Origin of the sequence: Algoriphagus terrigena DSM 22685, assembly GCF_000429445.1 — a bacterium.
Classification (GTDB): Bacteria; Bacteroidota; Bacteroidia; order Cytophagales; family Cyclobacteriaceae; genus Algoriphagus; species Algoriphagus terrigena.
Map to the genome: position 1 here is coordinate 85,306 of NZ_AUBW01000020.1, position 12,557 is coordinate 97,862.

The 12,557-nt window shown below is 47.8% G+C and carries 11 protein-coding genes; 4 read left to right on the forward strand and 7 right to left on the reverse strand.

Annotated features, from left to right (window positions below):
- The first annotated feature begins 30 nt into the window (after window positions 1-30).
- Entirely contained in the window at window positions 31-684 is a 654-nt protein-coding gene (gene lolA1 / locus G459_RS0117945) for an outer membrane lipoprotein periplasmic chaperone LolA1 (RefSeq protein ID WP_026968879.1), read from the forward strand.
- A 250-nt stretch (window positions 685-934) separates the two neighbouring features.
- Here the strand turns inward: lolA1 and G459_RS0117950 are convergent, their stop codons facing one another.
- From G459_RS0117950 to hemW, 7 genes are all read right to left on the reverse strand, one after another.
- Complete coding sequence (locus tag G459_RS0117950) at window positions 935-2,299, reverse strand: peptidylprolyl isomerase (protein ID WP_026968880.1); 1,365 nt, start codon at window positions 2,297-2,299, stop codon at window positions 935-937.
- 44 nt (window positions 2,300-2,343) lie between these two features.
- Window positions 2,344-4,338, reverse strand: coding sequence for a peptidylprolyl isomerase (locus tag G459_RS0117955; RefSeq protein ID WP_026968881.1), 1,995 nt, complete (start codon window positions 4,336-4,338; stop codon window positions 2,344-2,346).
- 87 nt (window positions 4,339-4,425) lie between these two features.
- Window positions 4,426-4,839 carry an ATP-binding protein gene (locus G459_RS0117960; protein ID WP_026968882.1) on the reverse strand — a complete coding sequence of 138 codons (414 nt, stop codon included), beginning with the start codon at window positions 4,837-4,839 and terminating at the stop codon, window positions 4,426-4,428.
- A gap of 1 nt (window position 4,840) precedes the next feature.
- Window positions 4,841-5,173: an STAS domain-containing protein gene (locus G459_RS0117965; protein WP_026968883.1), complete on the reverse strand. Its 333-nt coding sequence runs from the start codon at window positions 5,171-5,173 to the stop codon at window positions 4,841-4,843.
- A gap of 15 nt (window positions 5,174-5,188) precedes the next feature.
- Entirely contained in the window at window positions 5,189-7,273 is a 2,085-nt protein-coding gene (locus G459_RS0117970) for a GAF domain-containing SpoIIE family protein phosphatase (RefSeq protein WP_026968884.1), read from the reverse strand.
- Between the two features lie 96 nt (window positions 7,274-7,369).
- On the reverse strand, window positions 7,370-7,681 hold the full coding sequence (locus G459_RS0117975; RefSeq protein ID WP_026968885.1) for a DciA family protein: 312 nt from the start codon (window positions 7,679-7,681) through the stop codon (window positions 7,370-7,372).
- Window positions 7,682-7,685: 4 nt separating this feature from the next.
- Window positions 7,686-8,807, reverse strand: coding sequence for a radical SAM family heme chaperone HemW (gene hemW / locus G459_RS0117980; protein ID WP_026968886.1), 1,122 nt, complete (start codon window positions 8,805-8,807; stop codon window positions 7,686-7,688).
- A 45-nt stretch (window positions 8,808-8,852) separates the two neighbouring features.
- Between hemW and G459_RS29920 the strand changes: the two genes are divergently transcribed.
- The 3 genes from G459_RS29920 to G459_RS0117995 are packed head-to-tail and all read left to right on the forward strand — an operon-like array spanning window position 8,853 to window position 12,486.
- Window positions 8,853-10,553 (forward strand): BamA/TamA family outer membrane protein, encoded by a 1,701-nt coding sequence (locus G459_RS29920; protein ID WP_035456340.1) that lies wholly within the window; start codon window positions 8,853-8,855, stop codon window positions 10,551-10,553.
- A 16-nt stretch (window positions 10,554-10,569) separates the two neighbouring features.
- Window positions 10,570-11,679, forward strand: coding sequence for a DUF4271 domain-containing protein (locus G459_RS0117990; RefSeq protein ID WP_026968888.1), 1,110 nt, complete (start codon window positions 10,570-10,572; stop codon window positions 11,677-11,679).
- 33 nt (window positions 11,680-11,712) lie between these two features.
- Entirely contained in the window at window positions 11,713-12,486 is a 774-nt protein-coding gene (locus G459_RS0117995; RefSeq protein ID WP_026968889.1) for a uroporphyrinogen-III synthase, read from the forward strand.
- Window positions 12,487-12,557: the final 71 nt, after the last annotated feature.

A 12,557-nucleotide genomic window follows, 5' to 3' on the forward strand; every position in this document is an offset into this window, starting at 1 on the left:
GCTGTTTTACAGTTTCATCAGCCCCTATTCATGAAGTCCCGTTCCTTTATTCTCCTTCTTTTTTTTCTGGTTTTTGCGTCTTTCGAGGCTTTTCCACAAAAAGATCCAAAGGCCAAAGCCGTGCTTGATGGCATGAGCCAAAAGTATCAAAGTATGAAAGGCTTCACCGCCGGCTTTGACTACACTTACCAAGATGGTGGAGGTACCGGTGATCGTCAATCAGGCGAAATCGCGGTCAGTGGAGAAAAATATCGCCTAAAGCTTCCCGATCAAGAAATCTACAACGATGGAAAAACTGTGTGGACCTATATCCAGACAGCAACTTACAAGGAAGTGACCATCAATGAGGCCGCTGAGATGGAAGGAGAGTTGACGCCATCTAACGTTTATAAGATGTATCAAAATGGGTTTAACTACAAGCTTTTAGCGGATAAGACCTATCAGGGAAAAGCCGTAAACGTGGTCGAACTCACCGCACTGAAATCCAACGCACCTTTCAAGCAGGTCAAGCTGATGGTAGATAAGACGACCAAGGATCTGCTCGGTTGGGAGATGATGGACGGACAGGGCGGGATGTTTTCCTATTCCTTCAAGGGGCTGAAAGCGGCTCCGAGTCTGCCTGCGGATTATTTTGTTTTTGATCCCAAAAAGTATCCGGGCATCGAGGTAATTGACTTGAGGTAAGTGGTTTGTGACTTTCCATTTTTGATTTGCGAAGCATCAGACAAGGTACAGGAACTGGACAGGATTGAAGTTTCGGATCGCTTTTAAAACCATTCTCGAATATCGGTCGCTGAAGTGCAAATAATGAATTGGCCTTTGCGTCCAAGCTTTCGTCTTTTTATGAGCTCCTTTCTAACCCACAAAAACAAAATGCCCCGAATAAGTCACTGGACCTGTTCGGGGCATTTTGTTTGGGCGGGAGAAGGGCTTCTTATTTTCCCTGCAGGACGTTACATCGGTCATACGCCGGATCAATGTCGATAAACACATCCTCTTTGGCAGTGATAAACCATTTTGCAAGGATGTCTTCCTCTTTTCTTCGAAGCGTAGCCGCTTTCATTTTTTCGTAGTCGTCTTCGAGGTTTGCCCGGTGAGCCGGATATTTTGCGTGGTAATACAGGATTCTGACCTTGGTTCCTTCGCGGGGATCTTCAAATCTGATAGGCTTGGTGATATTTCCGACGGCCATAGTATCGATCGTAAAGTAGAGTACGGGGTCTTCCAGAGTTCGCAGCGACAGCCTGTTTGAGTTGTTTGCGGGATCTGTGAAAAAGCCTCCGTTGTCAGAGGTTGACCTGTCTTCGGAGTATTCTTTTGCTGCCTTTGCGAAGGTAATCTTCTTGTTTTCGATCTCTTTTCTCAAGCTGTCGAGATAGCGCTCGGCCTTAAGAATGTCTTCTTCAGTAGCCTTTGGTATGCGGAGGATGTGGCGGGTGTTGTAAGTGCTTCCTTTGATCTCGAGCAGCTGGATCATGTGAAAGCCAAACTGGGTTTCCACCGGATCACTGATCTCGCCCTGTCTCAAGCCTAGCGCGGTTGACTCATACTCGGGCGCCAATTCACCTCTTCGGAAGAAGCCCAGATCACCGCCCTGGGCTCCTGATCCAGGATCTTCCGAGTATTCTTTCGCCAAGTCGGCAAAGTCTGCTTTTCCGTCCAGAATATCCTGCTTAAACTGTCTGAGTTGTGCCACGATTCCGTCCCGGACTTTGGTGCTGACTCCCGGCTTTTTCACAATCTGACCCACCGTAGCCTCGGAGGTGAACAATGGGAGAGAATCTACCGGGATACTGTTGAAGAATGCCCGCACGTCCGCCGGAGACACGGTCATGCCTTCGGTGATGGTAGATCTCATCTTAGAGACGATCATCTGCTCCCGGATGACGTCTTCAAGCTCGCCTTTTAGTTGTTCGGCAGTTTTTCCATACGCCTGGATAAGCATGCTTTCGTCCCCTCCAAATTGCTGGAGCACTGAATTGAAGCGGTTTTCCGTCTGAAGTAGTACTTCTGCGTCTGTGACCATCACGGAGTCGATCTCCGCTTTGGCTACCATCAGCTTGTTGATCATGAGGTTTTCGAACACGTCGCATCGGGTGGGAGATTCCATGCCCTGCTGCGCCTGTGCCAAAGCTTCCATGTACATTTGCTGGACGTCCGATTCGAGGATGATGTTGTTATCCACCTTGGCGACGATTTTATCCAAGACCTGGCCGGAGGGTGGTGTTTCCTGAGCAAAAGTCTGACTCAGAGCCATCGCTCCAAAAAGGCTGAGAATAAGTCGGTTTAGAAATTTCATGGGGTTTGGGTAATCTTTTACTCCCTCAGAAGGGCGTCGTTTAGTTATTGATTCAGTGCCAGAAATGCCTCTTCTTTAATCTGAGGATTGATCTGGACGGGGTATTTGGTTTTGAGGGATTCGATCAGGTTTTTGTCGAGATATTCTTGATAGTCCCGGACTACGAGTCCCCGAGACTCTTCAAATTTGCGCGGACCGGCGGGCATTTTTTGTCCAATCAAGATCAGATACAAGGCGCCATCCAGTTGGACTTCCTGATAAGAAAGCATCGGGTCAATCTTGGACAGGACCGGGTGATCTGCATATTCGAACACGCCCGATTCGGTCTGATAGGCCAAAGTGGCGTTCGCTTTATAGTCGGCTTCGAATTTTTGGATTACCTCCTGACTGTAGCCATTTCCTTGCAGTGACTTGCGGGCGGCTTCAGTATGGGCCGGATCCAGGACTTTGACAACGAAAGCTTCGACGCGGTTTTTCCACTGATAGCGATCTATATTTTGCCGGTAGAAGTCTACCTGACCCAGTGAGTCAGAGATCCCTTTTTCCCAAACTTCCTGATTCATCAGAGAAAACAGCAAAATGCCATCGCGGTATTCCTTGAGCAGCATTTGGTATTCTTTGTTGGTTGCCTCGATGTCGCTTTCCTCAGCCTGAGCCAACGTTTTCGAAACAAATCGGTCAAACCAGATGTCAAACGTGCCTCCCTTGATTTTCGGACTTATTTCCTCTCCATCCATATAGGATACCAAGTCGGACACAAGGTAAGTTTTGCCCTGTAGCGTAAACAGCGGAGACTTGCCCAGGGATTGGCCGCTCACAGTGCTGGCAAAATTCGCCTTGGGCACCGGATTCAGGGCTTGGGTTAAGCTTCGGACAGACGTCTCGTCTTCCACATACCCATATCGGGCTTTTTGGATCGCGACGACCTGAGAGTGGATCATTCCGGATCTGGAATCCCGCAAAATTTTGGAGCGGATGCTTTCCTCCATTTCTTCGAAAGAAGCGATGGGTTTTTTCTCCTCCAGTCGAAGTATGTGATAGCCGTATTGTGTCTTGAGCGGAGGAGATACCTCTCCGACCTCTGAGAGGGAAAAAGCGCCCATTTCGAATTCGGGAATCATGCTTCCCACACCGAACCAAGGAAGAATTCCTCCCCGTTGGTTGGTCGCTGGATCCTCGGAGTAGGTCTTTACGATGTCTTCCCAGACGGTATTTTCTTTTTGGATTTCCGCGTAGATGTCAGAGATCTTTCGTCGGGCGTTTTCTTCCTGCGTGAGGTCTGCCGCGTCAAAGCGCACCAAAATATGCGATACTCTCACCTGCCCCGGATTAGGTCGGCGATCTTGGACTTTGATGATATGATAGCCGAAATTAGTCAGGACTGGGTCAGAGACCTGCCCGGCCTGGAGCGTATAGGCCGCGTCCTCAAAAGGCTGTACCATCTGAAGACCTGTGAAGTATCCCAAGTCTCCTTTGTTGGCTTTGGCGGAAGGGTCGTCGGAATACTGGACAGCGAGTTCGTTGATATCGCCGCCGTTTTCGATCTCACCTTTTACTTTCAGCGCCATCTTCAACACGATCAGACTGTCCTCCGTGCTGGCTTTGGGTGGGAATTGGAACAGGATGTGACTCGCGCGCACCACCTCCTGCATTCGGGAGTAAGCCTTGCGAAGTTCTCCTTCCTCCAGGGAATTTTTGATGAGATAGGGGTAGATCAGCGTCTCTTTGAATGAGCCGAATTCTCTGGAAAATTCCTCAGTTTCTTCCATTCCCAAGGCTTCTGCCTCGCGGACTTTGAGCTTGTAGTTGATGAACAGTTCGAGATTTTCCTCAAATTCCTCCCGACTGACTCCGGGCGTCTGTGTGTCGGAGCTTTTCCCCTTAGAGAGTAGGTATACCAGCTCGTCCTTGTCCACGGGCTTTCCGCCGACTATGAACAGGGCTTCATTGGCGCTTTGAGCAAGGCTCGAAAGCGGGAGATTTAGCAGGAATGCAACTTGAAGAGTGACTACAAAGGCCGAAACGGTTCGGTGATTCATGTACTGGATAGCCGATTTAAAGTGCAATGTTACAAATTTATCAGTAATTCGGGGTGAAAGCCTTATTGGCGGGGCATTTAACCAAAATTAGGATCGAAACCACTTGATCAGACGGCAGGTGTTGACGCCATTTTTGGATTCAAATTCGATCTCATCCATGATCTTCTTAACCAAAATGATGCCTAAGCCGCCTTTGCGTTTTTCCACCATGACCTTTTTGAGGTCAGGAACCTCGTAATCCAGGATGTTGAAAGCCTCGCCTTGGTCGGTGATTTCAAAGATTAACTTTTGGTCAGAATCGATGACTTCCAGATGGATGATGTCCTGTGGATTGCAACCGTGAGAGTGGATGATCAGGTTTGCACAGACCTCTTCCACCGCCAGGGTGACCTGGTGTTTTTCGATTTCGTCTAAGGTGGCTCCACCCAGCGACTGCTGGAGAAACGCTCTCAGTTCCGAAAGAGCCGAAGTTTGGCAGGAGATGTTCAGTCTGTACTTCATGTTATTCTGCAAATGCTGCTGCTCTGTCCGGGTAGATGGGGATCAGTTGATCCAGTCCCAGTATCCTGAACACCTCAAATACCCGCGGGGTGAGTTCGCAGATTTTCATACTGATCTCCTGATCTTGGAAATCCTCCAGATAGGACATAAACACGCCCAACCCAGCAGAGGAAATGTACTCTAGATTTTTGCCGTCAATGATCAGAGATTTGGTGCCGGAGGCTACGAGTTCCTGAATCGCTTCGTCCAGGATCACGGAGTTGCTGGCGTCTACTTCTCCAAACAGGCTTAGGATGTCACTTCGATTTTCTTTTGTTTTTTCCAGACGAAGCATGGCTTACGGATTCTTTTACTGATTAGTTTGGGCTACGGAATTTTGAAACTTTACGACCATCATCGAATAATCATCCTCGATCATGCCATCACCCCCTACAAAGACGTGAAGTGAATCGATAAGTTGGTTTTGAATTTCTTTTGGGCTTTTGTCGTGGTGGATTTCCACCAGACTTTTGATTCGCTCGAATCCGAACTGCTGACCCTTTTGGTTTTTGGCCTCCACGATTCCATCGGTGATCAATACCAGGATGTCCCCCGACTCATAGGCGAAGGTTTCTTCCTGAACGTGATTTTCATACTGCTTGTTTCTTAAAATCCCCAATCCCAACCCATCGGAAAACAAATAGTCCGATTTGGCTTCTTTGGCTTTGTATAATAAGGTCGGCACGTGCCCAGCTCGGGAGTGACATATTTTCTGTTCGGCGATATTGATCAGGAAAATCGAAGCTGTGATAAAATGGTTCCTTTCCAGGCATTTACCGAGGGCTGAGTTGGCCTTGATCATGAATTGGGCAGGGCTGAGGTTGAGCTGGATCAGACTTTGAAACACGCCTTTCATCTGCGCCATGTGAAATGCCGCCGAGGTCCCCTTGCCTGACACGTCCCCGATGATCAGCACATACCTGTTTTCGTCTAGTTTATAAGTGTCGTAATAGTCCCCGCCGACCTCATCCGCAGCGTTGGAAAACGCGCAAATGTCGAACTCATCCGGATGATCCAACTTGGCAGGAAGGAGGGCCTTTTGTACGCGCTGAGCGATCTTGAGCTCTTCCTGATATCGCTCGTTTTGGATGGCTTGGTTGAGAAGCCGGTGATTTTCCACCGCGATACATGCTTGCCGGACAAAGGTGCTGATGATATTGACCATCTCCTTATTGAACCCATCGCGCACTTCTTTACAAAGCACCATGCGGCCGATGGCGACTTTATTGATAACCAGGGGGATGAGAAGCGTCGATTCGTACCGGGGATGTTCCAGACGAACCAGCAGTGGCTGAAGCATCTCGGGCTGGTCTGTGGATGCCCAGCCAATGGCTGACTTTTGGGTTTTGATCAATTCGGAGAGTTCTTCTTTAGTTGCCTCATCCAGAAATCTCAACTGATTGATGCCCTCAATTTGGCCTTCAGGATTGATCTCTATCCAAGCTCCATCAGAGTAAGAGGCGCTCATGCAGCTGTCCAGGAGGATATCCAACACCTGCTCTTCGTCGTCATCCGGCTGAATGGATTGGCTCAGACGCTGAAAATTGATCGCTTCGGTCAGCTTCTGCTCAAACACCGAGGAGGTGGGGAGATTGAACAGCGTGACCAAAAAGCTGAAAAGCGCGTAGGTGAAAATAAACATGAACAGGGCCATCAGGAACAGGTTGTCCGTAAGATTGACCTGATAGATTTCGGCCTCTCCATAGGCCAATAGCCGTTTGAACAGGTAGCCGGTGCAGACGAGCATCAAGAAAAGGAAAAGCAGCGACTTCCACTTTTCCTTGAACGTGAGGTAAGGAATCCACTTGAGGTTGCCCGATAGTACGATGATGATCGCAAAGAGGATGACCATCGCAAACAGGAAGCTGTAGTCGAAGTTGTTTTTGTTGAAAAAGACAAAGAACATCGCCAGAAGCATGGCAAACTCGAAGGTCTGCCATTGTTGGACGACTTTTTTGTTTTTCTGATACAGGATCAGATGCTTCCAAAGCAACGCCGACGAAATCAGGAAAATCGCAGTGAGGGCAAAATTTACGTGGTAAAAGAAGTTTTTGAGAAAGGGCTCTGTCGCCAGCTTGCTATCTCCCATGGAGATGTAAAAAAGCTCTGTGATCAGGGCAATCCCAGTGGCAAAGATGCCGGTGGATGCGGCACGCCAGAGGAGATTTACAAAGTCGCCTTGGATGTTTTTGCCGACGGAATAATTGTAAAACCCATACAGCGTGAAGAAAAAGAGAATCTCCAGAATCCAGGTGATCTCGTCAGAAATACCCGAATCCATCTCGTTGATGATCCCAAAAAGTCTCACCAAGTCTACAAACAGCAGGGCCAGCCAAACCAGAATGGCGAGGAGGACGCTGAGTTTGCCGATATGAATGGAGGGTAGCTTGACCATCAGAATGATTTGGCAATAATACTGAAACTGAACTAATCCTGCTTAAAACCTGCGGGTTCAGTCAGCGAAGCCGAGTTAAAAGTTGCAAAGAAAAAATCAAAGACAAATCAATTCTTCCACGACACCTTTGCCTACTTTTTCTTCGATCAGGATCAGGACTTTGGAGCGGTTGAGCGTCAGTTCTTTCTTTACCGGGCCGGAAGTGAGTTTTACAAAAAGCTTTTTATCCTTGATAAAGACAGAAGAAGTGCGATCTGCGATCGTCTTGCCGACGATTTCCCCCCAGCTGCTGATCAGTTGTTTTTCTTTGAACTTGTCCTCGAGCCGGTAGGCTTTCAGGAGTTCATTGAATGCGGCCTCCAGCGGCGCGGCCTCTCTTTTTCTGCCTGGATTGGAATTGTAACTCATGGATTCAGATGAATAGTTCGGCTGCGATACTGTCAGCCAGCAGCATTCCCCGTTTGGTCAAAGATAGGATTTTACCGTCCCAAATCAGCCACCCCTGCTTTTCTAATTTCTCGATCTCCTTCGACCTGCTTTCCAAAAGTGCGATGCCAAAGTCCTCGTCGAGTGCTGACGGTGAAAGCCCCCAAACCGTCCGCAAACCCGTCAAAATCCGGTCGTTGACTTGATCTTCGACCGAGGAGAGTTCTGCTTCGAAAGGGATTTTTCCCGATCCGATAGATTTGATGTAGCCTGGATTGGTGGAGGGATTCGATCCGCGGTTTTTTCCGTCAAAAGAATGAGCGCTCGGACCAAGACCGAGATAGGGAGTGCCTTTCCAGTAGTTGGTGTTGTGCAGCGCAAATTGCCCGGGCTTTCCAAAGTTGGAAATCTCATATTGGATATATCCCGCTTTGTCGGTCTGCTCTTGTAGCCATTCAAACTGCTCAGCGACAAAGTCTTCGTCTGCGGGCTGAAATAGGCCTTTTTCGGTCCATTTTCCCAAAGCGGTCTTTGGCTCAACTGTCAGCGAGTAAGCCGAGATATGACCTGAATCCTGACGCAGTGCTTCCGCCAGATCTTTTTCCCATAGCGAATGGTCAGTGTGCGGAAAACCGTAAATCAGATCAATAGAGAACTTTTCGAATCCCGCTTTTCTGCCCGAGGAAATGGCGTCTAAGGCCTCTTTGGCGGAGTGCGCCCGATTGTAAAACCGAAGCACTTCCTCCTGAAAACTCTGTATTCCCAGGCTGAGTCGGTCAATTCCCAGCGACTTCCAGTTGTTTAGATTTTCCTCCGAAAGGTCATCTGGATTGGCTTCCAGCGTGACTTCTTTCAGATCCAAAGCGAAATGGTCCCGGATCTTTGCCAGCAAAAATCCCAACTGTTTCTCTGAAAGTAGCGAAGGTGTGCCTCCTCCAAAATAAATTGTTTCGACGGTCTGGCCGAGGAGGAATTCTTTTCGCAGTGCGATCTCCTCCGCGATCGCCGCCACCAGGGAGTCGATGCCGCTCAGATTCGTGCTGAAGTGGAAGTCGCAATAGTGACAAGCCTGCCTGCAAAATGGAATGTGGATGTAGATGCCTGCCAAGTGAATTCAATTAACTTGCGAATATAATCAATCCTCAATTGTGCCTTGAAGTCCCGGTTTTTGACGGTCTTATTTTTACTGACTTTTGGAAAGGCTGCATGCCTTGGACAGACGGTATTTAGAGTCTGCTGGGATGATTTGGAAAATGGACAAAGTAAGGAAGTCCGCGATTTTTCGGAGAGAAGCCAGGCCGAACATCTGGCCGATTCGGTTTCCAAAGTCTTTCAAAGCCAGGGCTTTTTGGAAGGGAGCTTTGGTGAGACCTACAAAACCGACACGCTGGTATTCAACTGGGAGCCCGGCAGACTCTTTCGCTGGTCGGAAATTAAATTGGGGAATGTGCCCGAGTCTTTTACGGAGCAACTTGGGAAGCCTGAGCTAAGCTATGCCGCTCCATATCAATGGATAGAAAAGGGCCTCGAGCTCGCAGAGAACTCCGGATATCCTTTTGCTGAACTGAAACTTGACAGTCTGCAGATCAGAGACAGCTTGCTCTCTGGACAGATGGATTATACCCCGGGGCCTTTGATCACCTGGGACAGCCTGGCGATCGCGGGAGAAAGCAAGACAAAGGTCACGTATTTGCAAATGGTCTCGGGGCTGCGCCCAGGTGCTCCTTTTTCGCAAAAGCAACTCTCCAAATCGGCGCAGACGATCCAAAGGTCGCCGTATTTCACGCTGGCAGGTTCGCCGGAATTGTCTTTTCAGACCCAGCAGGCTAACCCCATTTTTACGCTTCAGGACCGGAGAGTCAATGTTTTTGACGGGGTGATCGGGCTTTTGCCCAATGAAAATGAACCTGGGAAAGTTTTGATCACCGGGGAAGTGGATCTTCGATTGTATCATTTAGCGGGGAAGGGGCGTGATTTTTCGATCCAGTGGCAGCGGCTCAATATTCAGTCACAATCGCTCGAGATACGCGCCAAGGAAGCGTTTGTGTTTAGGTCTCCGCTGGACGTGGAAGTTGGGTTTTCGCTGCTAAAGCAAGACTCCAGCTTTGTCAATCGGACATTTGAGTTGGATTTTGGATATCGGATATCGGATGCGGGATATTTCAATTTTTTCACCCGGAGGCAAGCCGGAGATTTGATTTCGGTGGGGGAGTTTGAGACGGATCAAACACTGCCCTCGGCCATTGACTACCGATGGAATCAGTACGGGATCGGTGTGGATTGGGATAAGCTTGACTCTCCTGTGTCTCCCAGACGGGGGACGAGGATTCAGGGGCAATTTTCCCTTGGCAACAAGAAGATTCTTGAAAATACCGGCCTGCCTGAGGAAGCGTACGCGGGGCTGGACGCATCCACTCCGCAATACCAGGGCTGGTTTTCCGGTGAAAAGCACATTTACATCAAACCGGCCTGGGGAATGTGGCTCAGAGGCGTGGGCGGTTTTATGGAGAATGAAAATCTGTTCTTGAATGAACTGTTTCGGTTGGGTGGGCTGAAGAGCATCCGGGGATTCAATGAGAAGTATTTTTATGCAAAGCGCTTCGGGTATATCAATTTCGAGCAGCGGCTGTTTTTCGACCAAAATTCCTTTCTGGTTGTGTTTGCCGATATGGGGATCCTTGACAATCCGTACGAAGTCCAAAAAATTGATCACCCTTTTTCATTTGGGACGGGAATCAATTTGGACACTGACGGAGGATTATTCAGTTTTGTGTTTGCGTTGGGCGAGTCAAACACCCAGCCCTTGTCTTTCTCCTATTCCAGAATCCATTTTGGCTATCTGGCCAGGTTTTAGCGGTTCAATTAATTCTATGCCTAAAGTTCGGTTGCTCGTTTTTTTTTGGTTTACTCTGAGTTTTGGCGCAAATGCCCAGATTTTGGAGAATTATGACGGACTATGGAGGTCTGCGCGCGAGGAATCCTGGCTGGGGAGCAACAACCAATTGGAGTTGAAGGTTGACTTAAAGAGTTTCCCAGAATCCGAACTCAGAATCAAACTGCCAGCTAAATCGACGGTTTTTATTGATGGAAAACTATGGCAGTTGACCTTGGGAGACACGGTGTTTTTCAGGTCGGTCAAAGAGTTTCAGACGGAATTTGGAAAGGATTTGGTCGATGTCACAGTAGTAAGTCCCAATCTTGGGCCCAAAAAGACCAGTATCAAGAAAGTACTTGGGAGAAATAATTTGGACGAAACGCTGATCGGCCCGGAAGGGAATCCGGTAGTCGGCCGCTTTGTACCGCAGCCGGTAAAGGACTTTTATTTTACGGCGCTGTTCATCATCCTGTTCTTTATAGCGCTCTATAAATTGGCTTATCCGTATCTCCTGGCCATGATGCTACAGCCGCTTTCGGTGATCAGTGCGGAGGATTTCTCTGACAGTGGCAACCTGCAAAAGTTTTTTTCCTTTGACGTCATTTTCTACGTTTTGATCGTGGCGATGATGATTTCCCAAGGTGCAGTCACGGGATTGGTAGTATTCAGGAAAGATTGGTTGGACACTTGGGTCGGACTAGACTATTCCTCTCTTTTATTGATATGGCTGGTTGGAGCTTTTGGGTTGTTGCTGTTTACAATTGTCAAATTTATCGGCATTCGATTGTTATCTTATCTGTTCGATCTGGGCAAGTCCGAGTTCTCCCATTTTTTTTACCTGTTGAGATTGATTGTTTTTGGCAGTTCGGCAGTATTGTTGGTGGGAGCGTATTTTGTGTCAAACAATTTTAGTGGGCTTGAAAGAGCCTTTTCAATTCTATTTTCGGGCTTTTTCTGGTTTTACATTATCGGGGTGCTTGGATTGTTCCTGATTATGATGAGTAGGTTGAGTTTTAAGAAATATCATTTATTTACTTACCTTTGCATCGCGGAATTAGTGCCTTTTCTAATCCTAGCAAAATGGATTATGGCTCTAGGTCAGTGAGAGTATCGAACTATAATTAAGGAATCTATTAGCATGAGTGCAGCTCCAAAAGATCGCTTTAAACCAGTAAAGAGTATCCTAGTTTCCCAGCCTAAGCCAACCGATGCTAATTCCCCTTACCTCGCATTGGCAGAGAAGTATAAACTCAAGATTGACTTCAGGCAATTTATCAAAGTGGAGCCGGTTCCGCCCAAGGAATTCAGGAAGCAGAAAATCGACATTCTGAAGCATACAGCGATTATTTTTACCAGTCGCAATGCGATCGATCATTTCTTTGCGATCTGCAAGGATTTCAAGATCGAAATGCCTGCCGAAATGAAATACTTCTGTATCTCTGATCAGACGGCGCATTACCTTCAGAAATATATCGTGATCCGCAAGCGTAAGCTTTTCGTGGGGCAAAAGACTGCTGAGGATCTTTTTGATTATTTCAAAAAACACAAGAACGAAAAATATCTTTTTCCATGCTCCGATATCCGCAAAGACGATATCCCAGGCTATATGGAAAAGCACGGAATTGCATTTACAGAGGCCATTATTTATCACACCGTAGCGGCAGATCTGTCTGACCTGGCGGACGTGAAGTATGATATCCTGGCGTTTTTCAGTCCTTCGGGTATTAAATCCCTCAAAAGCAATTTCCCCGATTTTGTGCAGGGAAATACGAGAATCGCGGCATTCGGGCCTACGACGGCACAGGCTGTTCGGGATATGGAGCTGATATTGGATGTCGAAGCCCCGATGCCAAATGCTCCCAGTATGACGGGGGCGCTGGAACTTTATATCAAAAAGGCCAATAATTTGTAAATCTTAGAATCATTTGCTGTGGTTTTTCAGTTTAAATTCCTACACTAGTTTAAAATTGAGACGCTTCAACC